The organism is Ornithinimicrobium cerasi, assembly GCF_003702705.1.
Lineage (GTDB): Bacteria > Actinomycetota > Actinomycetes > Actinomycetales > Dermatophilaceae > Ornithinicoccus > Ornithinicoccus cerasi.
This window is the reverse complement of record NZ_QZMN01000001.1, coordinates 64504-86925: the sequence shown is the minus strand read 5'-3', so window position 1 is coordinate 86925 and position 22422 is coordinate 64504. Positions and strand designations below refer to the sequence as shown.

Here is a 22422-nt window from a genome sequence, read left to right as displayed (position 1 = left end):
CTGGGTAGACGGGGGTGCTGCAGGTGATCCTGTCGCGAGGCTACCTCACCCGTTCCGGCCCTCCGGGGCGGGTTCTCAGGCGGCGGCGGCGGTCCTCATCGCCCAGGGCGAGATCCCGTGCACGAGCACCCGCTGCAGGAGCTGGGCCATCCGGTAGTCCGGGTCCACCTCCAGCGCGAGGTCGATGGCCTCGTTGGCGACCGTGCCCTCACCGTGCCGCCAGGCGAGGCACCCGACCAGGGTGAGCAGCGCCGGGGTGAGGGGGGCCGGCACCGCCCGGGCGAGGTCCAGCAGCCGCTCGACGCAGTCCCCGGTCTCGGTCGGCAGCGGCGGGAGGGCCCCCAGAAGCCGGCGGTCCTCCGGGGTCAGCTGCAGACCGGCGAGGGGGAAGACGTCCGGCAGCCACCTCCCGAGGAGAAGGTCGCGGACCCACCTGTCCTCGGTCGTCCGGGCGATCGCGGCGCGCTCCCGGGGGTCGGGCAGCTGCCCGCCCCCGCACACCCACCGACCGAGCACCCCCACGGCCTCCACCCGGTCCAGCCGGGAGGGGTCCAGGTCGAGCACCCCCAGCGCCACCGTGGTGAGGCCGGCCGACCGCTCGTCCCGGGCACGGACCCTGGCGACCACGTCCTCCCGGCGCCGGGACGGGTTGCGACCCTCCAGGACGAGGTCGGCCACCCCCGGGACGTCGGCGGGGTCGGGCACCGGCTGCCACCCGGTGGGGAGCCGGTGCTCGTCGGTGTCGCAGTCCGGTGGGCACTCCTGCGGCAGCAGGGACCGGAAGAGGCCGTCGCGCACGAGCAGGACGCTGTGCAGCTCGGCCCCTGCCGGGGCGAGGTGCTCCCGGCACGCGGCGAGCAGCGCCGTCGCCTCGTCGTCGGTGGCGTCCAGCAGGAAGAGGTGGACGAGCAGCAACGGGTCGACCAGACCCTGGCCCCGGTCCCGCACGACCCGCCCGACCGGCGCCGCGAGCTGGGCTGCCAGGGAGTCCGCCTCCCCTGCCGCGGGCAGGTCGACGCGCAGCAGGACGGAGACGGGCAGCCTGGGTCGGGCCTCGCGGGCGAGCCGGGCGCGCTCGACCACGCTGCCGACGAGGACGAGCGAGCGCTCGGGTCGGTAGTCGAGGAGGTAGGGGATGCCCGCGAGGAGCTGCGCGGCACCCCGGAGCAGGGTCTGGGAGGTCTGGTGGGTCGTCATACCCCCACAGTGCCGAAAACGGGCCCGCTCGCGCGGGCCCGTCCGGGCAGGCTGTGGATAACCCGGGCCGTCAGGCCTCGACGGCGTCCCGCACGACCTCGCCGGCCGCGCGCGGGCTGAACTCCTGGCGGGCGTGGTCGGCCAGGCGCTTCATGAGCAGGCCGTCCAACCCGGCCCCGACGATGCCGCCCGCGACCGGGACGAAGCGCACGACGCGGCTCAGCGCCTTGCCGCCGACGGTGGTGAGCAGCCGGAAGGCGACGGCCTTGTTGACCATCATCGCCGCGGCCTTGGGCATCCTGGACACCGCGAGGCGGGCGATCCGGCCGGACCCGGTGAGGTTGGCCGCCGACAGACCGGCCTTGCTGATGAGGTCGTCCGCGTCCGCCCCCACGAGGGCGAGGGTGATGGCCGCCCGGGCGCCGGGGGTGCTGATGTCGTAGCCGCGCAGGATGGCGACGCTGGCCACCATCCGGGTGGCGAGGGCGTAGAAGCCCACGACGTTGGCCGGCAGCGACACCGGCATCGTCACGACACCGCCGACGCCGGTGGCGAAGCCGGCGACGCCGGCGAGCTTGACGTGGTCGCGGACGATCTCGGCCACGGCGGACTCGACGTCCGCACCGTGCTTGCGCCGCGCCTTGGCCACGACCTGGGCGACGGAGTCGACGGGCCCCACGCCGTCGATGCCGAGGTCCATGAGCCGGCCGATGAAGGCGTTGGCGACCTTGTCCAGCTGCCCGTCGGGCTCGGCTGCGGTGGTGGCGGGGCTCTTGTCGTCGGATCCGAACAGACCCACGGGTGTCCTCCTGAGAACGGGGTTGGTTTCCGTCATCCTCGCACGGGGTGGGCTAGGTTTCCCGCCATGTCGACCTCGCCCGGCCGCGACCCGCGACCCCTCCTGCGGGTGCTCGCCGCCCTCGCGGCGGTGGTCGGCGCGGCGCTGCTCGTGCTGGGCCTGACCGCCCAGGCGGCACGGCCGGCCCCCGCCCTCGTCGGTTTCACCCCTGGTCAGCAGGTCGAGGTCGGGAGGAGGGCCTGTCGGTGTGGTCCCGCTCCGCCGGCACCCTCGCCGACACCGTCTGCACGGCCGACGGGGCGACGTTGCTGCGCCCGGTCGCCGAGTATGCCGTCACCGTGGCCGGGTCCCGCTTCTACGAGGTGGCCCGCAGCCCGGAGGGGTTCCCGGCGGGGCCCACGGTGCTCAGCTGCTCGACCCCCGACCCCGTCTACGCCGGACCGCACGCCGAGCGGACGGTGGCCACCGGGCTGGCCGGCGGGACGGGCGTCGTCCTCGGGACGCTGCTCCTGGCCGTCGGCGTGGTCCTGGCCGTGCTGGCGGTGCTGGCCGGCCGCCGGCGGATGCCCGAGGGGCACGGCTCCATCCCGCTGTCCCGGTTGATGCCGGAGACGAGGGGGTCCGCCGCGGCATACCCGGGAAGCGCCTCCTGGGAGCGGACGCCGCCGCGCGGGCCGCGCCACGACCTGCCCCCGCCGGACTGACCGGACACCGGAGGGCGACGCCGCGGCGGGAGGGCTCAGGCGTGGGGCTCGCCCGCCTCGTCGGGGCTGCCGCCCTCGTCCTCGTGCAGGGCGTCGTCGACAGCCTCGGGGTCGGCGAGGAAGGCCTCGAGCTGGGCCCCGATCTCGTCGGCGCTGGGCAGGTTGGCGACCTCGGCGGCGAGCAGGCTGCGCTTGCGCTGACCCTCGATGAACCGGTCGTAGCCGGTCTCGAGGGTCTCCACGATCTCGCGCGCCTGGTCGTTCTGGGAGAGCTCCTCGTCGATCCGACCACGGGTGACCGCCGCCATCGCGACGAGGTCTGCGGTGGGCAGGACGAGCCCGGTGAGGTCCATGACCCCGTCGAGCGCGGCGACCGCGGCGTCCCCGAACTGGGTCTCGGCCAGGTAGTGCGGCACGTGGACGGCCACACCCATCGTCGTCAGCCCGGACTCGGCCATCCGCAGGTGCAGCAGGGACTCGGCGCTCGAGGGCACCTTCACGGTGCCGAAGACCGCCTGCTGGTCCGCGAGGAGGCTGCTGTCGCTGGCGTAGCGGGTCGCACCGACCGGACGGGTGTGCGGGACCGCCATCGGGATCCCGTGGGCGCTGACGACCCGGCGCACGCCGAAGGCCAGGCCCAGCTGGTGGACGGCCTCGATGAACGCCTCCCACCGGTAGTCGGGCTCGATGCCGTGCAGGAGCAGGAACGGCTCACCGGCAGCGTCGGCCAGCCGGTAGAGGACGAGGGAGGGGTCGTCGTAGTCCGAGTAGTGGTCGCTGTCGAAGGTCATCAGCGGCCGGCGCGAGCGGTAGTCGACGAGCTCGTCGACGTCGAAGCTGGCGACCACCTCGTGCGGCAGCGTCCCGAGCAGGTGCTCGGCGATCGTCGTGCGCACCTGGCCGGCGTCGAGGAAACCCTCGAGCGACACCATGAGCAGGGGCGCCTGCTGCGGCTGCCTCGCGGTGTCGGTCTCCAGCCGGAACAGGGGCGAGTGGTTCGTCACGGGTGGTCTCCTCTCGTCGGACTCCGGTTGCAACGTCGCCGGGGCGCCCGGGATTCCGAGGGTATGCCGTGCGCGCGCGGCGCCGCGCGACAGCGTCGGTGCCGGATGATAGGACAGAGGGCATGACCGCACCCGTGAGCGTCTTCCACGACCTCTCCCACTACGTCGCCGTGCCCCGCGTGTCCGGGCTGGCCATGTCCCCGGACGGGAGCCGGCTCGTCACGACGGTCGCGACCCTCAACCGCAAGGGCACCGGGTACGCCTCGGCCCTGTGGGAGGTGGACCCGGCCGGGGAGAGCCCGGCGCACCGCCTCACCCGCAGCACGAAGGGCGAGTCGGGGGCGGCGTTCGCGGCCAACGGCGACCTCTACTTCACCTCCTCCCGGCCCGACCCCGAGGGTGAGGAGGACGAGCCGCGGACGGCGCTGTGGCTGATCCCCGCGCGTGGCGGGGAGGCCCGGGTGGTGCTCAGCCGGCCGGGAGGGGTGGCCTCGGTGCACTGCGCCCGCGCGGCGGACCGGGTGGTCGTGACGGCCGGCCTGCTGCCCGGTGCGACCGACGAGGCGCAGCACGCCACCCTGGTCAAGGCCCGCAAGGAGGGTGGCGTGGACGCGATCCTCCACAGCCGCTACCCGATCCGCTACTGGGACCACGACCTCGGACCGGAACGGCCCCACGTCTTCGCGGTCGAGCGCGGTGCCATGCGGTCCCCCGTGGCCGAGGAGGACGACCAGCGCGAGGACGAGGCGGGGCCCCCACTGCCGGGTACGGTCGACCGGGCCCCCGAGCTGCGGCTGCGGCTGCTCACCGGTGACCTGCCCGCCCCGCTGCACGAGCCCGCCCCGGTCGTCTCGCCGGACGGCACCTTCGCCCTCCTGTCGGTCCCGGTGCCGATGGCCCGTGCCGACCAGCGCTCCGCCCTGGTGCGCGTCGACCTCTCCTCGGGCGAGCGCCACACCCTGATCGACCGGGACGGGACCGAGGTCTCCCCCGGGCCGGTCAGCCCCGACGGACGGCGCGCCGTCGTCGTGCTCGACCGGGTGACCTCCCCCACCGATCCGCCCCACCCGCAGCTGTTCCTCGTCGACACCGAGTCCGGCGCGACGACGCCGCTGGCCCACGACTGGGACCGCTGGGCCTCCCCCGTGGCGTGGACCCCGGACGGGTCGGCCGTGCTGGCGCTGGCCGACAGCGACGGGCGCCGGCCGGTGTTCCGGGTCGACGTCGCCTCCGGCGAGGTCACCCAGGTGACCGACGACGACGCGGCCTGGAGCGACCTGGTCGTCGCGCCCGACGGCCGGACCGCCTACGGCGTGCGCAGCTCCTACCTCTTCCCCCCGGAGGTGGTCCGGCTCGACCTGGCCTCGGGCGAGGTCACCATGCTCCCCGGCCCGGTCGAGCGGCCGCGGGTCCCGGGCCGGCTCGAGGAGGTCGAGACGACGGCGGCGGACGGCTCGCGGGTGCGCGGATGGCTGGCGCTCCCGGAGGACCCGGCGCCCGGCGGCCACCCCCTGCTGCTGTGGATCCACGGCGGCCCGCTCGGCTCGTGGAACGCGTGGACGTGGCGGTGGAACCCGTGGCTGATGGTCGCCCAGGGGTATGCCGTGCTGCTGCCGGACCCCGCGCTGTCGACCGGGTACGGGCAGGAGTTCGTCCAGCGCGGCTGGGGGGCCTGGGGCGACGCGCCGTTCACCGACCTGATGGCGATCACCGACGCCGTCGTCGCCCGCGAGGACGTCGACGAGGAGCGGACCGCGGCGATGGGCGGGTCGTTCGGCGGCTACATGGCCAACTGGGTGGCCGGGCACACCGACCGGTTCCGGGCCGTGGTGACGCACGCGTCGCTGTGGGCGCTCGACGGCTTCGGGCCGACGACCGACGCGGCCTACTACTGGCAGCGCGAGATGACGGCCGAGATGGGCGAGGCGCACTCACCGCACCGCTTCGTCGAGGACATCCGCACACCGGTGCTGGTCATCCACGGGGACAAGGACTACCGCGTGCCGATCGGCGAGGGCCTGCGCCTCTGGTACGAGCTGCTGTCGCGCTCCGGCCTGCCGGCGTCCGAGGACGGGTCGACGGTCCACCGCTTCCTCTACTTCCCGCAGGAGAACCACTGGATCCTCGCGCCCCAGCACGCCCGTGTCTGGTACGCCGTCGTCAACGCCTTCCTCGCCGAGCACGTGCTCGGGAAGGAGCCCGACGCGCTGCCGCAGGAGCTCGGCCTCGTCGCCCCGGAGGAGGCGGCCACGGCCTGAGCGGTCAGTGGTGGTGCGGCCCGTCGGCGGGCTGCCCCTCCTGGACCGGCCCGACCCGGTAGGGCCGCATCATCTCGTTGTCCTCGTGCTCCAGGACGTGGCAGTGCCAGACGAACTGGCCGGGGTTGGTGAACGTCATCCGGACGCGGGTCACGGTCTCCGGGTAGGAGATGACCGTGTCCTTCAGACCCCGGTCGCCGGCCGGGACGGGCCCGAGCGGATCACCCACGCCGACGACGTACTCCGCCTCCTCGACGCTGATCGCCCGCCTGTCCAGCACCTCGAACGGCGTCTCGTGCACGTGGACCGGGTGGGCGTCGGCGGTGAGGTTGTAGAACTCCCAGACCTCGGTGTCGCCGACGGCGGGGTTCTCCGAGACCGGGTCGGCCCAGGTGAGGGGCTGGGCCTCGGCCCGCACAGTGGGGTCGCCGTGCAGCACGCCGAGCAGGGCCGCGGCCGGGGCCTCGCCCTCCTCGACCTCGTGGTCGTGGACGTCGTGCATGTGCTCGAGCAGCGCGAGCCGACGCACGAACACCTCCTCCGGTGGGGCGGGCGGGGCGGGGAGCACCAGGTGCTCCGCGGGGGTGGTGAGGTCCCGGCCGCGCACCGGCACGACGGTCACCCGCATCACGAGCCCGGTGCTCGCGGGGTCGGCCGGGTCGAAGTCGTCGCCGACCACCCCGCCGCCGTAGGGCTCGTCTGGACCGAGGTTGGTGATCTCGTAGTCCCCCTCCTCGACGTCGGTGAGGTCGAGGATGACGTCCGCGCGCTCGGCCGGGCCGAGCAGGAGCTGCATCCCGTCGTCGGCCAGGTCGTGCGGGGCGGGCAGGAAGCCACCGTCGTTCCCGATCTGGTGCGCGCGGGCCCCCTTCGTCGCGAGCGCGCCGAGGTCGAGGATGAGGAAGCGTGAGCCGCACCCGTTGAGGAACCGCAGCCGGTAGCGCCGCCGCTCCAGCTCGACGAACGGCCACGTCCGTCCGTTGACGATGATCGCGTCGCCGAAGAACTCGGGGTTCCACACCGGCGCGATCGGGCTCTCCTCCTCGCCGACGAACGGGCCCTCGTAGCCGTCGAAGAAGGCCCGCGTGTCCGGGTAGAAGAGCGACCCGTCGGCGTTGAACGAGCGGTCCTGGATGGCGAGCGGGATCTCGTAGGTCGGCACCCGTCCGCGACCACGGGAGGCGGTCGGCGCGGTCGCCGGCAGCACCGCGCGGCGTCCGGTCCGGGCGTCGACGACGTTCTGCTCGCCGTGGTCCCCGCCCCGCAGGAGATAGAAGCCCGCGGGACCGGCATACACGTTGAGGCGGGTGATGCCCAGCGCGTGGTCGTGGAACCACAGCGTGGAGTCGCGGTTGGCGTTCGGGTAGTGCGCGACCTGCTCGCCCCTGCCCCACTCGACCCCGAAGAGGTCCTCGGACTTGTCCCGGAAGAACGTGTACCAGGTGCCGTACGGGGCGTACCCGGTCGGCACGTCGACCGCGTCGGGGAGGTACCACGCCTCGGGGTAGCCGTCCGACTCGTCCCCCATCCCCATGGCGCCGTGCAGGTGGATGACGATCGGGACCGGGCCCCGGTATGTCGTGTACTGGGTCTGCGGGTCCGTGAACTCCTCCGGCGGCACGTAGGTGAGGCCGTCGAGGTCGGGGCGGACGTCGGTGCGCGGCACACCGTCCGCGCCGGGTCGCTGCTCAGGGTTGGCCCAGTGCAGGGTGGGGTCGACGGGCAGCAGATGAGGCAGGTAGCGGCCGTCGGCGTCGACGAGGCCGTTGATCCAGCGGATCCGTACCGGTACCCCGTGCTCCGCCTCGATGGTCATCGACGGGGCGTGGTGGAGGGCCCGGCCCACGCCGCCCGCGGCCGGGCCGTAGCCCCACACCGTGGTCGCCGGGAGGTCCGAGGGCAGCACCTGCTGGACGAACTGGCGCACGGAGATGTCGTAGTGGTCGACGGGCCCGCCGGGGCCGGTGCGACGGGTGCGCGGCATCGTCGGCGGGACGAGCAGCGGCGTGACGAACTTGCGGATGCCGGACCCCGGCAGGGTCGGGCCCGCGAGACCGTCGGCCATCACGGTGCGTGCGCCGGTGACGGGGTCGACCAGGACCAGGGCGAGCGCCCCGCCCGCGGTGTAGGTCAGGAAGGAACGGCGGGACAGTTGCACGGAACTCACCTCGGGGGCACGTGGGGGCACGGTGAGGGGTGTCCCGTGAGGTCCCCGCGTCGCCCGTGACGCCCCTGCTGGGCCTGACACTACTCCGCGTAGTACATCGGCGCCACCCCCCTCCCGACCTCGCGGACCCTGTCCCGCCCGCTCCTCAGGCGTCCCCGACGTCCCATCCCGTGCGCGCCGCCCACGCCTCCGCCCGCGGGACCGCCGCGGCGAACCACGGCTCCTTCGCCGTCGCGTCGTCGCTCTCCTCCAGGCCGCTGCGGGCGAGGCCCTTCTTGAGGCCCGCGTAGGCGTCGCGCTCCCCCTCCTCCGCAGTGAGCCAGTCACGGAGGAGCAGCGCGAGCCGCCAGGCCGGCGACGAGCCCGGACGGACGTGGCAGTGCACGACCCGGGCGGGGTCGGCGCTGGCGACCATCCGCTTGGGCGACGTCTGCCCCCTGGTCGTCCCGGTGCCGTGCGCGTGGTCCCAGCGCCCGCGACCCTCCTCGACGACCAGCCCCCTCGTCCGCAGCCGGTCACGCACCCCCGGGTCGTCGAGCACAGCCAGGTCCTCGACGACGACCTGCAGGTCGATCACATCCTTGGCCCGCAGCCCCGGGACGCTGGTGCTGCCGACGTGGTCGAGCCGCACCGCCGCCGACCCCAGCGCCCCGCCCAGCCGGGCCAGCAGCCGCGCGGCCGCGGGCCGCCACGCCGGGTCCGGCCCCACCAGCTCGACCGTCTCCGGCCGCCGGGACCCGGTGCCGGCCCGCAGGTTCGCCTCGAACGGCACCAACCGACCGGCCCACAGCCGGTCGACCCGGTCGTGCAGCTCCTCGACCGTCCCCGCGTTGTCGAGCAGCACGTCGGCCGCCGCCCGTCGCTGCTCGTCCGTGGCCTGCGCGGCGATGCGTCGCCTGGCCTCCGCCTCGGCCACGCCCCGCAGGTCGACGAGGCGTCGAAGCCTCTCCTCCTGCGGCACGTCGACGATGACCGTCAGCGCGTAGTCCGCGGCCCGGTCCAGCTCCACGAGCAGCGGGATGTCGTGCACGACGACGGCGTCCTGCGGTGCTGCGGCTGCCAGCTGCCGCGTCCGCGCGGCGATCCGGGGGTGGGTGATCGCCTCCAGGTCCAGCCGTGCCTGCTCGTCCGCGAAGACCACCGCCCCCAGCTCCGCCCGGTCGAGCGCCCCGTCCGACCCGACCACCGCGGGACCGAAGCGCTCGACGATCGCGGTGAGTGCAGGCATACCCGGCTCGACCACCTCGCGCGCGAGGCGGTCGGAGTCCACGACCACCGCCCCGAGCCGGGCCAGCCGTGCGGAGACCGTCGACTTGCCCGACCCGATGCCACCCGACAGTCCGACCCAGAGCATGGCGGCAAGGCTAGGCGCTGGCCGTCCACGAGGGGCACCCCGGTGAGCGTGCTCGCCGGGCGTCCGCGAGGTGCACCCCGGTGAGCGTGCTCCGCCCGGCGTCGACGCGACGGCCGGGGTCAGCCGTCCTGGGCCTCGCCGCCGCCCCGCCCCTGCCAGGTGCAGACGCAGGCCTCGTTGCCCTCGGCGTCGGCGAGCACCCACCACGACGGGGCGTGCTCGTCGCTGACGAGACGCCCACCGGCCGCCAGGGCCCTGGCCACCCGCTCCCGGGCGACGTCGTGCGGCACGGTGACGTCGAGGTGGAAGCGGTTGCGCTCGGTGCGCGGCTGGTCCATCTGCTGGAACCACAGGCCGGCGTGCCGGCCGGCGGGGTCGATCAGGGCCGGCTCGTCGACGGAGGATCCGGCCTCCGTGTCGTAGCCGAGCACGGCTCGCCAGAAGTCGGCGACGGCGGGTGCGGACATCACGTCGAGACCGACCTCCAGGACGCTCAGCTGCCCCGGTCGCGGCGTGAGGCCCAGCTCCCGGGCGATCCCGCTGATGGCGGCCGCGAGGCGCCGGTCCCGGCCGGTGAGGCGGCCGACGTCGTGGCTGACGGTCGTGACGGTCACGTGCGGGTAGCGGAGGTCGACGTCCGGGTGGTGGTCCAGCTCGTCGGCCACCACGGCGATCCGCCCGGCGAACTCCGCACCCGCCCGGAAGCCGCCGGTCTCCCACCTGGCGACGAGCGTGCCGAGCAGCACGCGCCAGTCGCCCAGCTCCGGGTCGGTGGAGAGCTGCGCCTGCGTCGGGTCCTGCGTGTCCTCGGTCATGGGACCAGCCTGACGTACGCGGGGCCGCGGGTCGAGTGGCGGCCGGCCGGGTGCCGCGACCCGTCAGGTGGTGGCGTCCTCGGCGGCGTCCATCGCGGTGTAGATCCGCTTGGCCGAGATCGGGCCGGCGGTGCCGAGGCGCTGGGCGAACAGCGAGACCCGCAGCTCCTGGACGGACCACACGACGTCGAGCACGTCCGGGTCCTGCCGCCGGTGCGGCGGCAGCGTGCCGACGAACTTCTCCAGCTCCGCCTCCACGACCTGCACCTCCTGCGTCCGCTGCCGGTCGCGGGGCAGGTCCTGCACCCCCTTGTCCAGACGTTCGGCCATCGCCCGCAGCCACACCACCATGCGCGGCAGCCGGCGGTGACCCACGTCCGCGACGAACCCGGGCCGGACCAGCGCGTCGAGCTGACGCCGCAGGTCCACCGCCATGTCGGCCGCGGCCGGTGTCGTCAGCCGCTGCAGCCGCAGCGAGACGTCACGCGCCGTGTCGAGGATCGGCACGAGCGACTCCACGATCTCCAGCACCCGCGGCACGGCCAGCTGCCGCACCCCGGCCAGGGCCGACTCGAACTGCGCGGGCGTGCGCACCGTCGCGCCCGGCTGCTCGGCGACGACCGAGTCGACGGCGGCCGCCAGCGCGTCCTCGAGCAGCGCCGGCACCGAGCCGTGGGGGTTGTGGCCCAGGGAGAGCTTCTGCTGGTTGGTCAGCAGGGCGAGCAGCCGTTTCCACGGCGGCTGGGTGTTGAGCAGCAGCAGCCGCCGCACGCCGCGCAGCGTCTCCCGGTCAGCCTCGGACCGGGTCGCCAGGACGCGCACGTCGACGGCCGCCCCGGTGTCGACCAGCGCCGGGAAGCCTTGCACCGCACGGGGTCCCACCTGACGGCTGAACGTCTCCGGCAACGGGTCCAGGTCCGCCGGCCACGTCGTCAGCCCCGACCGCTCGACGCCGGACGCCGCGGCGGCCATCGTGGTGCGCACCTGACCGGCGAGCGCGTCCTGCAGGGCCGCGAGGTCCTTGCCCTCCCCCAGCACCTCGACCCGGCCCCGTGTCCGGGACCCGCCGCCCCTCACCGCGCGCTCCACCCGGAACGTCATCCTCAGGTGTTCCGGGACCCGCTCCCAGTCGATGTCGGCGGCATGCACCCGGACCAGCCCGCGCCGGGTCAGCTCGGCAGCCAGCGCCTCGCGGACCGGCACCGGGCCGACCACCTCGCGCTGCCGCATACCCTCCAGCGCCGCCCTGGCGTGGTCGGGCGCCGGCACGAAGTTGCGCCGGACGTCCTTGGGCAGCGCCTTGATCAGGGCCGTCACGAGCTCCTCGTGCATGCCTGGGACCAGCCAGTCGAAACCGTCCTCGCGCACCTGGTTGAGCACCTCGACGGGGAGGTGGACCGTCACGCCGTCGGCGTCCGCACCCGGCTCGAACTGGTAGGTCAGCCCGAAGGTCAGCTCGCCCTGGGTCCACTCGGTCGGGAAGTCGTCGGCGCTGACGGCCGACGCGGCGTCCCCGACGAGCAGCTCCTCGGTGAAGGTGAGCAGCTGCGGGTCCCGGCGCCGCGCCTGCTTCCACCACGTGTCGAAGTGCGCCCCCGAGACGACCTCGGCCGGGACCCTGCGGTCGTAGAACTCGTACAGCGCCTCGTCGTCGACGAGGATGTCGCGCCGCCGCGCCCGGGCCTCCAGCTGCGAGAGCTCGGTGACCAGCCGCCGGTTGGCGTGGAAGAACTCGTGACGCGTGTCCCAGTCCTGCTCGACGAGCGCGGTGCGCAGGAAGAGCTCCCGCGCGAGCTCGGGGTCGGTCCGCCCGAGCGGGACCGCGCGCCCCGCGACGAGAGGTATGCCGTAGAGCGTCACCCGCTCCTCCGCCACCGCCGAGGCCGACGACCGGGACCACCGGGGCTCGGAGTAGGACCGCCTGACGAGGTGCTGCGCCGCGGCCTCGACCCACGCCGGGTCGACCACCGCGTTCGTCCGCGCCCAGAGCCGGGACGTCTCGACGAGCTCGGCCGTCATCACCCAGTCGGGGTTGCGCCGGTGCAGCACCGAGCCCGGCTGCAGGACGAACCGCGCACCCCGGGCACCGAGGTAGTCGCGCCGCTCCCGCTCCCACATGCCGACGTGCGAGAGCAGCCCGGCGAGGAGCGACTGGTGCACCTGGTCGGGCTTGGCCGGGTGCTCGTTGAGCTGCAGCCCGAGGCTCTTGGCGGCCTGCCGCAGCTGCGTGTGCAGGTCCTGCCACTCCCGCACCCGGAGGTAGTGGAGGAACTCCGCCTTGCACAGGCGACGGAAGGCGCTGCCGGACAGGTCCTTCTGCTGCTTCTGCAGGTAGCGCCACAGGTTGAGGAGCACGAGGAAGTCGGAGTCGACCCGGTCGGAGGGCTCCGCCCCCCGGCCGGAGCCGCCCTTCGGTCCCTGCCCACCCGCGCCCTGGACGCGGACCGGTTCCTTCGCTGTGGCGGCCGCGGTGCGCGCGTCGTCGCGCCCACCCCCGGGCACTCCCCCGACCTGACGGAAGCGGGCGTGCGCCTGGTCCGCCTGGGCCTGGTTGTCGGCCGGCCGCTCGCGCACGTCCTGGATGGACAGCGCCGCGGCGATGACGAGCACCTCCTTCAGCGCCCCCTGCCGCTCCGCCTCGACCAGCATCCGGGCCAGTCGCGGGTCGACGGGCAGCGCGACGATCGCCCGGCCGTAGGCCGTGATCCGCTCGCGCGGCAGGTGCGCGGGCGCCGCCGGGTCGATCGCCTGGAGCTCGGTGAGCAGCCGCACGCCGTCGGCGATCTGCCGCGAGTCCGGAGGCTCGAGGAAGGGGAACTTCTCGATCTCCCCCAGGCCCAGCGAGGTCATCTGCAGGATGACGCTGGCGAGGTTGGTGCGCAGGATCTCGGGGTCGGTGAACGCGGGCCGTGCGGCGAAGTCCTCCTCGGAGTAGAGCCGGATCGCGATGCCGTCCGAGAGGCGCCCGCAGCGTCCGGAGCGCTGGTTGGCCGAGGCCTGGCTGATCGGCTCGATCGGCAGCCGCTGCACCTTGAGCCGCTGGCTGTAGCGGCTGATGCGCGCCGTGCCGGTGTCCACCACGTAGCGGATCCCGGGGACCGTGAGCGAGGTCTCGGCGACGTTGGTCGACACCACGATCCGGCGCCCCGCGTGCCGGGAGAACACCCGGTGCTGCTCCGCCGCCGAGAGCCGCCCGTACAGCGGCAGGACCTCGGTGGACGGCAGCTGCATACCCTCCAGGGCGTCGCAGACGTCGCGGATCTCCCGCTCCCCCGAGCAGAAGACGAGGACGTCCTCCCCCCGGCCGTCGCGGCCGGTCGCCTCGGTCCACAGCTCCTCGACCGCCTCGACGACCCCGGTCACCTGGTCGATCTCGACGCGCGTGGGTGCGGCGTCTACGCCGCCACGGGTGGGGGCGACCTCGCGCACCAGGGGCCGGTAGCGCACCTCGACCGGATAGGTGCGCCCGGACACCTCGATGACCGGCGCCGGCCGACCCTGGGCGTCGGCGAAGTGCGCCGCGAACCGGTGCACGTCGATGGTCGCCGAGGTGATGAGGACCTTGAGGTCCGGGCGCCGGGGCAGCAGCTGGCGCAGGTAGCCCAGGATGAAGTCGATGTTGAGGCTGCGCTCGTGCGCCTCGTCGATGATGAGCGTGTCGTAGCGGCGCAGCATGCGGTCGCGCTGCAGCTCCGCGAGCAGGATGCCGTCGGTCATCACCTTGACGAGCGTGTCCTCGCGGGAGCGGTCGGTGAACCGCACCTGGTAGCCGACCGTCGTCCCGAGCTCGACCCCCAGCTCCTCGCTGACCCGTTCGGCGACCGAGCGCGCGGCGATCCGGCGCGGCTGGGTGTGCCCGATCATCCCCTCGACGCCGCGCCCCAGCTCCAGGCAGATCTTGGGCAGCTGGGTGGTCTTGCCGGACCCGGTCTCCCCGGCGACGATGACCACCTGGTGGTCCCGGATCAGTTCCCGGATGTCCTCGCGCCGCTCGCTGACCGGCAGGTCGGGGGGGAAGTGCAGGGAGTCCGGGGCGGGCAGGGAGGCCCGTCGCGCCGCCACGAGGCTCTCCTGCCGGGTATGCCGCCCGCCCTCGGCCCGTCCTCCGCGGGGCGGACGGCGCCGCGGCCGGGAGGAGGTGGCGGGTTCGGGCACGCGCTCCACTGTAGGCGTCGGCGCAACCGGGTTCCGACCCGTGACGACCGAGGTGGGGCCGGCCCCGGGCCAGCTCCCGGCCCGTGGGACCATGCCCGGGTGGGCACGACGTCCCGGCTCCTCGCGCTCGGCCTCGCGGCCCTGCTGGTCGGCTGCACCGCGCCGTCGGGACCGTCCGGCCCGGTGCTGGGGAGCACCTCCGTGACGGGGCCGGCCACCCCGGACGCGACGGCCCTCCCGGACGCGGCGACCACCTCGGACCCGGCGGCCACCTCGGCCGGGGGGGCCGCGGACGCGGCGTCGTCCCCCACCAAGGTGCTCCTGCTGATGGAGGAGAACACCCAGGTCGGGGAGGTCCTCGGTGCCGGCCGCACGCCATACCTGGAGGGCGTCGTGGGCCAGGCGGCGCGGGTGACGGACATGCAGGCCGGCTACCCCACCCTCTGCCCGTCCCTGCCCGCCTACCTGCTGCTCACCAGCGGGTCCACGCACGGGGTGTGCAACAGCGACGGGCCGGGCTCCCTCCAGGTCGAGGCACCGAACCTCTTCGAGGAGGTGGCCACGTCGGGACGGGAGTGGCGGGTCTACGCCGAGGGGATGAGGACCACCTGCCAGCGCCAGGACAGCGACGACGGTCGCTACGCCGTCCGCCACACCGCCGCCCCCTACTACCCGAGCGAGGCGGAGCGGTGCGAGAGGTGGCAGGTCCCGCTGGGCGACACGGAGGGCGGCGCCCTGCGCGAAGGGCTGGCCTCCGGCCTGCCGGCGTTCTCCCTCGTCGTGCCGGACCTGTGCCACGACATGCACGGCGGGGACGCGTGCACGGGCGACCGGGTGGAGGAGGGTGACGCGTGGCTGTCCCGCTGGCTCCCGCGCATCCTCGGCTCGAGCGACTACCGCTCGGGTGACCTGCTCGTCGTCCTGACCTGGGACGAGGGCAGCACGCTGAGCAACGACATCGCGACACTGGTGTTCCACCCGGTGCTGGCGGGCACGACCGTGGACCGCCGCACCGACCACTGCGACACGCTGCGGACCATGAGCGAGGTGCTGGACGTTCCCGCCCTCGGGTGCGCGGCCCAGGCCGTGGGTCTGGTGGAGGCCGAGGATCTGGGCCTGGGGCTCGACCGGCGGTGAGGCGCCCCTGCGGGTAGCGTCTCCGCCGTGCGCGCCTCGACCGGGTCCCCCGTCGTGATCGGTCACCGGGGCGCCTGCGGGTACACCCCCGAGCACACCCTCGCCTCCTACGCGCTGGCCGCCCGGATGGGGGCCGACTACCTGGAGCCCGACCTGGTGCCGACCCGGGACGGGGTGCTCGTCGCCCGGCACGAGAACCGGATCGACGACACCACCGACGTGGCCGAGCGCCCCGAGCTGGCGGACCGGCGCACGACCAAGGTGGTGGACGGGGTCGAGGTGACGGGGTGGTTCACCGAGGACCTCACGCTCGCCGAGCTGCGGACGCTGCGGGCCCGGGAACGGCTGCCCCACGTCCGGCCGGCCAACACCGGTCACGACGGGGCGTTCCCGGTCCCGACCCTGGAGGAGATCCTGCAGCTGCGCGAGGAGCTGTCGACCGAGCTGGGACGGGAGGTCGGCGTCTACCCCGAGACCAAGCACCCGAGCTACTTCGCCGGGCTCGGTCTGGCGCTGGAGCCGCCGCTGGTGGCCGCGCTGCGGGCGCACGGCCTCGACCGCCCTGACGCGCCCGTGCTGGTGCAGTCCTTCGAGCTGGACAACCTCGCCCGGTTGCGGGAGGACCTGTTGCTGCGCACCCCGACCGTCTTCCTCCTGGCCCCGTCCGGCTCCCCCGCCGACAGCGTCCGCGCCGGCGACGGGCGGCGCGACTTCGCGTGGTACGCCGGGCGGGACGGCCTCGCCGAGCTCGTCGCCGCCGGGGTCACCGCGATCGGTCCGGAGCTGACGATGGTGCTCGCCGCCGGACCCGAGGGGGAGCTCGGGCCCGACACGGGTCTGGTGGCCCGCGCGCACGACACCGGGCTCGCGGTCCACCCCTACACGTTCCGCGCGGAGAACCTCTACCTCTACGCCGACTTCCGCAGGGGCACCGACCCTCTCGAGCACGGTGACCTGCAGGGCCAGGTCCTGGCCTTCCTCGAGCTGGGGGTCGACGGGTTCTTCACCGACCACCCGGACGTGGGGGCGGGCGCCGTGGCGTCGTTCCGGGCGGGAGCGCCGGGCGGTCCGGGCGGTGACCCGGGCCCACCGTGAGCGGTCAGGCCGCGTCCGGGGCATCCCGTGAGGCCGCGCCGGGGTGCAGCTCGAGCCCCTCGGCGAGCGGCAGGTGCGTGACCGAGGCGCGGGTGACGACATACATCCCGAGCAGGGGGATGCCGCTGCCCCGGCACGCCTCGAGGGCGCTCTGGTGGGCCGCGCGGTCCAGGTCGGTCACCGCACCCCAGGGACGGACGACCGAGACCACCACGCCACCGACGCCGGGCAGGTGGGAGCCGGCCTCGACCATCCGGGCGACCACCTCGCACAGCTCGGAGCCGGGGACCTCCTCGACGAACACCGGCTGGCTCAGCGTGCGGTCGGTGCGGCACAGGAGGACGCTCAGCCCGCCCACGCCGCGGTCGCGGTCGCTGACGCACAGGTCCACGACCGAGGCGGCCACGCTGACGTCGTCGAGGGGGCGTGCCGGCCAGTCCTTCGGAAGGTCTTCGAAGCTCATGCGCCGCAGCATGGCGCGACCGGCACCCGACGCGCAGAAGTTGTCCACAACCCCCTCCGACCTGCGCAGGACCGGGTCAGGGCTGGGACGGGCGAGGACGTCCTGCGGCTGACGACGAGCTGTTACCTCGGCGTGACGTCCCCGCAACATCACCTCGTTAGCGTGCGACCCAGCGGCCGCCGCCGCCGACGGTGCGAGGAGGACGACCATGACACGGACGTGCCTGCAGGTCAGCCACGAGGTCCACATCGACGCGCCCGTCCGGTACGTCTGGCGCACCCTGACGGAGGACCTCACCACCTGGTGGCACACGGTGAGCCGCCGCGGCTCCCACGAGGCCAGCCTGGACGCGTTCGTCGGGGGGCAGCTCCTGGAGGGTGGTGGCTCCGGTCGCCGGGGCGGTCCCGCGTGGGGGACGGTGACCGGGCTGTGCGAGACCCGCTACCTCGAGATGTGCGGCCGCATGGACCTGCCGGCGGGGGTGCGGGGCTTCCTGGAGGTCGACCTCGACGGGACGGCGTCCGGCACGTCGCTGCGGATCACGCACCGCGCCAGCGGCCCGTGGGAGGCCACCCGCTGGGCGCTCGCCACGTCGGGCTGGGCGCTCACCGCGGGCACGCTGCGGGACGTCGTCGAGGGACGGCCCGCCTGACCGTTCGCGCCCGCCCGGCGCGTGGCGCCCGGCGCGGGTCGCCCGGCCCGTGACGCCGGGCCCCGTGTCGCTGCGGACGTCCCGGGTCAGAGGAAGTGGGACACGGTGTGGATGACCAGGCCGACGAGCGCCCCGACGATGGTGCCGTTGAGACGGATGAACTGCAGGTCGCGGCCGACGTGCAGCTCGATCTTGTCCGAGGCCTCGGCGGCGTCCCAGCGATGGATCGTGGAGGAGATGACCGACGTCAGCTCCGGCCCGTACCGCTCGACCAGCCCGACGACCAGGTCGGCGCTCCACGCGTCGAGCCGGGCCCGGACGCCGTCGTCCTCGACCACCCGTCGGCCCATGGCCGCGAGCTCGGTCGCGAGGCGGGTGCGCAGGTGGCCGCTCGGGTCGTCCAGCGCCTCGAGCAGCGTGGTGCGCAAGGTCTCGCCCAGGCGGACGCCGGTGGCGCTGACCTGCGGGTGGTCCAGCAGACGCTCCTTGAGCCGTTCGAAGCGCTCCATGGTCCGGGGCTCCTGCTGGAGGTCGGTGCCGAGGTCGTGGAGGTAGGAGTCCAGCGCCTCCCGGACCCGGTGCCCGGGGTCGTCCTTGACCTCCCGCGCCCAGCGGAGCACCTCCTGGTAGACGCGTCGCGTCACCTGGTCGTTGACCCACGCGGGGGCCCACGTCGGCGCGCGCGAGCGCAGCATCCCCTCGACCTCGTCCTGGTGGAGGGCCAGCCAGGCGTGCAGCTCGCGGGCGAAGAGGTCGACCAGACCGTGGTGCGAGCCGTCCTCGACGACCCGCTCCAGCAGGTGGCCCGCGACGGGTGACAGCGGCTCCTTGCGGACCCGGGGCAGCACGACGTTCTCGACGAAGGTGCGCAGCTCGTCCTCGTCGATGCGCTCGATACCGCGACGCAGGAACGGCACGGCCTCGCCCATCACCCGCTCGGCGTTCTCCGGCCGGCTCAGCCACCCGGACAGCCGTAGGACGACCTCGGCGTCGAGATACTTCTCCCGCAGCACCTGGGGGGTGAGGAAGTTGTCGGTGACGAACTGCTCGAGGCTGGCGCCGAGGTCGTCCTTGCGCCTCCGCACCAGCGCCGTGTGCGGGATCGGCAGCCCCAGCGGGTGACGGAACAGCGCGACGACGGCGAACCAGTCGGCGATCGCGCCGACCATCCCGGCCTCCGCCGCCGCGTTGACGTAGCCCCACGCCCCGTCGCGTCCGTGGGTGAGGACGTAGATGACCGCCATGAGCACGAGCAGCCCGGTCGCGACCGCGCGCATCTGACGCAGGCCGGCCCGACGGGTCTCGTCGTCGACCCGGGCTGCGGACCGGTCGGTCAGCGTGGTCACGGTGGGGCCTCCCCTGGCGGTGCGGTGGCTGCGCGGGTGCGGTGCTGGTGCGCAGGTGCGAGCGTAACCGCTGCCCCTGACGACGCCTCGCCTCCACCGAGCGATGACTTCTGTCGGTGGCGCCGGTCACACTGCACGAGGACGGCCGCACCGGGTGGCCGCAGGAGCACCGGGAGACCGCGATGGTGACGCTCAACCCCTACATCAACTTCCAGGGCCAGGCCCGCGAGGCCATGTCCTTCTACCAGTCCGTCCTCGGCGGGGACCTCACGGTGACCACGTATGCCGAGGGCGGGATGGGTGGGGACCATCAGGAGGCGGCCGACCTGGTCATGCACGCGATGCTGACCACCCCGGGAGGTCTCGTGCTCATGGGCGCCGACACCCCCGAGGGCATGCCGTACTCCCCCGGCGACAACGTGGGCGTCTCGCTCAGCGGCGGTCCCGAGGACGAGGAGGAGCTGCGCGGCGTCTACGAGCGCCTCTGCGACGGGGCACGCACCACGCTGCCGCTCGAGCGCGCACCCTGGGGCGACCACTTCGGCATGGTCACCGACCGCTACGGCATCGGGTGGATGGTGAACATCGCCGGCGGGGCCGCCTGACTCAGACGAAGATGACCTGCGCGCCGTCGGCGATCTCGATGAAGTCGCTCGCGCTGATGACGCCCTCGACGGCCGGGTGCAGGTCGGCCTCGATGACCTTCATCATGTCGTAGGAGAGCCGGCAGGCGTACAGGTGCGCCCCGGACGCCGCGAGCAGGTCGAGGAAGTCGGGGACCGTCGGGATCTCCAGCTCCTCCAGCTGCTTCTTCATCATCCGGGTGGCGAACTGGGTCATCCCGGGCAGGTTGCCCATGGCCTGCGGCATCGACAGGTGCTCCAGACCCGGCCGGACGCGCCCGAGGTCGGGCATGTGCATCGCCGTGTTGCCGGCCAGCGTGAACTTCAGCCGGTCGTTGGTCCGGGTGTTGATCATGTCCATGCCCCAGAAGGTGAAGAAGATGTGCACCTCGACGCCCTCGCCGAGGGCGGCGTTGCCCATGATCAGGGCCGGGTAGGCCATGTCGAGGTTGCCCTTGGAGCAGATGAAGGCCATCTTGCGCGGCCCCCGGTATGCCGCGTCACCGGCGGGAGCGGACGCCTCGCCGGGCGCGGCGTCCAGGGACGGGGCCCGGGACGTGGACCCGGCGGCGCGGTGACGGTCGCCGAAGTCGGGCATGAGGAAGCCCTCGGGAGGCATGGTGATGGTGGTCATGATGTCGGTCTCCTCTCAGACGCAGCCGACGGGCTTGGGCAGCCCTGCCAGCCAGGCCATCTTCTTGGCCGGCTTGCCGGGGTAGAGCGTGAACAGGTCCTTGACCCCGAAACCGCCGACCGTCTGCATCCTCCGCAGCGTGGGGGTGACGCCGGTGACGGCGGAGTCCTGGCGCATGAAGCGCAGCGGCGCGAGGTGGGCCTCGTCCAGGTCGAGCCCGAGCAGGGCCGCCAGGTCCTCGCTCCACTCGTCACGGCGGGTGAGGAAGCCCTCGGCGTCGACCTGGAAGGTCCGGCCGTTGAGGGTGTTCGTGGGCATCGTGGTCACTCCTTCGGCCGACGCTTGCCGGCCATCGACATCTCGTTGGGGACGGGGAGGCGGTGGCCGGGCAGCAGCATGCGCCAGTAGATCTGCTCGAACGCGAGCTTGCCGAGGTGGTTCACCCGGGAGGGCCGCAGCAGCCGCATCGGGCCCACGGCGGGCAGCGGGTAGGCGCCCTGCAGCGGCTCGGTGTCGTAGTTGAAGTCGAGGAGCATCGCCTGCCCGCGACCGGACTCCACGAAGCAGTTGGCGTGCCCGTCGAAGGAGTTCGGCAACCGACGGTCCTCGACGGCGGCGAGGAAGTTGTCGATGAACGACTCGGTGGCGAAGTGCGCGACGGACCCGGCCTTGGAGATGGGGATGTCGCTGGCGTCACCGAGGACGAAGATCCGCTCGTGCTCCACCGACCGCAGGGTGTGCTTGTCGACCGGGACGAAGCCGGCGTCGTTGCCGAGGCCGGAGTCCACGACGAACTGCTGACCCACGTTGGGCGGCACGGTCACGAGCAGGTCGAAGGGCAGCTCCCGGCCGTCGTAGGCGACCAGGGTGCCGGCCTCACCGTCCACCCGCTCCACCGCGAAGTCGGCAGCCAGCCGGATCGAGCGGTCCTTGAGCAGGCCGCCGAGCTCGCCCGCGGCCACCGGCTTGGTGAAGGCGCCGTCGAGCGGGGTGACGAAGGTGATGTCCACCTTGTGCCGCAGCCCGCGACGGCGGTAGTGGTCCTCCACGAGGAACGCGAACTCCAGTGGCGCGACCGGGCACTTGATCGGCATCTCGGACACGTGCACGAGCAGCCGTCCGGCCTCGAAGGTCCGCAGCCTCTCGCGCAGCGCGGTCGCCCCCTCGAGGGTGTAGAAGTCGTGGACGTCCTCGCGCCGGGCAAGCGCCTCGGCCATGCCCTCGACCATCGTCGGGTCGGGGCGGGTGCCGGAGGCGATGATGAGCCAGTCGTACGTCATACCGGTGCCGTCGGCGCGCCCGACCTCCGAGCGTTCCGCGTGCACCAGGGCGACCCGGCCCTCGACGAAGGTGACGCCCTCGGCGAGGAGCGGCCGACGGTCCCGGACCACGCGGCCCGGCTCCATCCAGAACGGCACGAAGAGGTAACCGGGCTGGTAGTGGTGGTCCGTGTCCCGGTCGACGACGGTGATCGACCAGTCGTCCCCGAGGACCTTGCGCAGGTGGTTGGCGGCCATCGTCCCAGCGGTGCCCGCCCCGAGGATCAGGAGCGTTCTCATACCTCCGACGTATACCCCCTACGGTATGTAGTAGATGCCGTCCCGGCCCGGCTGTGACGGATCAGACAGCCACCTGCACCTAGGCTGGACGACCGTGAGCCCACCACGCTGGCCGTCGTCGATCTACGGCTCGGGTCGCGAGCCCGACCCGCGGTTCTCGCTGGCCAACGAACGCACCTTCCTGGCCTGGATCCGCACCAGCCTGGCCCTGCTGGCCATGGCCGCGGCCGTCGACGCCCTGCCCCTGCAGATCGACGAGCGCGCCCAGGCCGCCATCGCCGCCGTGCTCGCGCTCACCGGGCTCGCCGCGGCCGGTCACGCGTGGCGCGGGTGGGTCCGCACCGAGCGCGCCATGCGCCTCGACCTGCCGATGCCCGGGAACGCCGCCGGCATCGTGGTCGTCGTGGGGGTCGCGCTCTCCGGGGTGCTCCTCCTCGCGGCCAGCCTCCTGCGGGCCTGA

At 73.8% G+C, this 22422-nt stretch carries 19 protein-coding genes; 7 read left to right on the top strand and 12 right to left on the bottom strand.

The window, feature by feature from the left end:
* Nucleotides 1-75: 75 nt before the first annotated feature.
* Nucleotides 76-1197, bottom strand: a complete 1122-nt coding sequence (locus tag D4B81_RS00435; protein ID WP_122260575.1) for a DUF4192 domain-containing protein — start codon at nucleotides 1195-1197, stop codon at nucleotides 76-78.
* Nucleotides 1198-1267: 70 nt separating this feature from the next.
* Nucleotides 1268-1996 (bottom strand): EcsC family protein, encoded by a 729-nt coding sequence (locus tag D4B81_RS00430; protein WP_237565721.1) that lies wholly within the window; start codon nucleotides 1994-1996, stop codon nucleotides 1268-1270.
* Nucleotides 1997-2241: 245 nt separating this feature from the next.
* Between D4B81_RS00430 and D4B81_RS00425 the strand changes: the two genes are divergently transcribed.
* Complete coding sequence (locus D4B81_RS00425; RefSeq protein ID WP_122260573.1) at nucleotides 2242-2700, top strand: hypothetical protein; 459 nt, start codon at nucleotides 2242-2244, stop codon at nucleotides 2698-2700.
* 35 nt (nucleotides 2701-2735) lie between these two features.
* On the opposite strand, the gene D4B81_RS00420 is transcribed toward D4B81_RS00425, so the two are convergent.
* Nucleotides 2736-3704 (bottom strand): PAC2 family protein, encoded by a 969-nt coding sequence (locus D4B81_RS00420; protein ID WP_122260572.1) that lies wholly within the window; start codon nucleotides 3702-3704, stop codon nucleotides 2736-2738.
* 122 nt (nucleotides 3705-3826) lie between these two features.
* Here D4B81_RS00420 and D4B81_RS00415 point away from each other — a divergent pair, with 122 nt between their 5' ends.
* Entirely contained in the window at nucleotides 3827-5962 is a 2136-nt protein-coding gene (locus D4B81_RS00415; protein ID WP_122260571.1) for a S9 family peptidase, read from the top strand.
* Nucleotides 5963-5966: 4 nt separating this feature from the next.
* On the opposite strand, the gene D4B81_RS00410 is transcribed toward D4B81_RS00415, so the two are convergent.
* The 4 genes from D4B81_RS00410 to hrpA form a co-directional block, all read right to left on the bottom strand.
* Nucleotides 5967-8120, bottom strand: a complete 2154-nt coding sequence (locus D4B81_RS00410) for a multicopper oxidase family protein (RefSeq protein ID WP_237565720.1) — start codon at nucleotides 8118-8120, stop codon at nucleotides 5967-5969.
* A gap of 154 nt (nucleotides 8121-8274) precedes the next feature.
* The gene (gene coaE / locus D4B81_RS00405; protein WP_122260570.1) at nucleotides 8275-9483 is read right to left on the bottom strand and encodes a dephospho-CoA kinase; all 1209 of its coding nucleotides are present in this window, start codon (nucleotides 9481-9483) and stop codon (nucleotides 8275-8277) included.
* A gap of 119 nt (nucleotides 9484-9602) precedes the next feature.
* A complete protein-coding gene (locus D4B81_RS00400) occupies nucleotides 9603-10298 on the bottom strand; it encodes a VOC family protein (RefSeq protein ID WP_122260569.1) in 696 nt (231 codons plus the stop codon).
* A 63-nt stretch (nucleotides 10299-10361) separates the two neighbouring features.
* Nucleotides 10362-14546: an ATP-dependent RNA helicase HrpA gene (hrpA, locus tag D4B81_RS00395; RefSeq protein WP_419866221.1), complete on the bottom strand. Its 4185-nt coding sequence runs from the start codon at nucleotides 14544-14546 to the stop codon at nucleotides 10362-10364.
* Nucleotides 14547-14552: 6 nt separating this feature from the next.
* On the opposite strand from hrpA, the gene D4B81_RS00390 reads away from it, so the two are divergent.
* Together D4B81_RS00390 and D4B81_RS00385 are read left to right on the top strand one after the other, a co-directional pair.
* The gene (locus D4B81_RS00390) at nucleotides 14553-15590 is read left to right on the top strand and encodes an alkaline phosphatase family protein (protein WP_122260567.1); all 1038 of its coding nucleotides are present in this window, start codon (nucleotides 14553-14555) and stop codon (nucleotides 15588-15590) included.
* 27 nt (nucleotides 15591-15617) lie between these two features.
* The gene (locus D4B81_RS00385; protein ID WP_122260566.1) at nucleotides 15618-16685 is read left to right on the top strand and encodes a glycerophosphodiester phosphodiesterase family protein; all 1068 of its coding nucleotides are present in this window, start codon (nucleotides 15618-15620) and stop codon (nucleotides 16683-16685) included.
* 4 nt (nucleotides 16686-16689) lie between these two features.
* On the opposite strand, the gene D4B81_RS00380 is transcribed toward D4B81_RS00385, so the two are convergent.
* Nucleotides 16690-17148, bottom strand: a complete 459-nt coding sequence (locus D4B81_RS00380; RefSeq protein ID WP_161964933.1) for a hypothetical protein — start codon at nucleotides 17146-17148, stop codon at nucleotides 16690-16692.
* A gap of 208 nt (nucleotides 17149-17356) precedes the next feature.
* Between D4B81_RS00380 and D4B81_RS00375 the strand changes: the two genes are divergently transcribed.
* Complete coding sequence (locus D4B81_RS00375) at nucleotides 17357-17800, top strand: SRPBCC family protein (RefSeq protein ID WP_122260564.1); 444 nt, start codon at nucleotides 17357-17359, stop codon at nucleotides 17798-17800.
* 86 nt (nucleotides 17801-17886) lie between these two features.
* On the opposite strand, the gene D4B81_RS00370 is transcribed toward D4B81_RS00375, so the two are convergent.
* Nucleotides 17887-19146 (bottom strand): DUF445 domain-containing protein, encoded by a 1260-nt coding sequence (locus tag D4B81_RS00370; RefSeq protein ID WP_237565719.1) that lies wholly within the window; start codon nucleotides 19144-19146, stop codon nucleotides 17887-17889.
* 182 nt (nucleotides 19147-19328) lie between these two features.
* Between D4B81_RS00370 and D4B81_RS00365 the strand changes: the two genes are divergently transcribed.
* Nucleotides 19329-19751, top strand: a complete 423-nt coding sequence (locus D4B81_RS00365; protein WP_122260819.1) for a VOC family protein — start codon at nucleotides 19329-19331, stop codon at nucleotides 19749-19751.
* A 1-nt stretch (nucleotide 19752) separates the two neighbouring features.
* Here the strand turns inward: D4B81_RS00365 and D4B81_RS00360 are convergent, their stop codons facing one another.
* From D4B81_RS00360 to sqr, 3 genes are read right to left on the bottom strand one after another with little or no spacing between them, the layout of a single operon-like run.
* On the bottom strand, nucleotides 19753-20403 hold the full coding sequence (locus D4B81_RS00360) for a DsrE/DsrF/DrsH-like family protein (protein WP_237565718.1): 651 nt from the start codon (nucleotides 20401-20403) through the stop codon (nucleotides 19753-19755).
* Between the two features lie 15 nt (nucleotides 20404-20418).
* Complete coding sequence (locus D4B81_RS00355) at nucleotides 20419-20721, bottom strand: TusE/DsrC/DsvC family sulfur relay protein (protein ID WP_122260817.1); 303 nt, start codon at nucleotides 20719-20721, stop codon at nucleotides 20419-20421.
* Between the two features lie 5 nt (nucleotides 20722-20726).
* A complete protein-coding gene (sqr, locus tag D4B81_RS00350; RefSeq protein WP_122260563.1) occupies nucleotides 20727-21962 on the bottom strand; it encodes a type III sulfide quinone reductase, selenoprotein subtype in 1236 nt (411 codons plus the stop codon).
* A 94-nt stretch (nucleotides 21963-22056) separates the two neighbouring features.
* Between sqr and D4B81_RS00345 the strand changes: the two genes are divergently transcribed.
* Nucleotides 22057-22422, top strand: a complete 366-nt coding sequence (locus D4B81_RS00345; protein WP_237565717.1) for a YidH family protein — start codon at nucleotides 22057-22059, stop codon at nucleotides 22420-22422.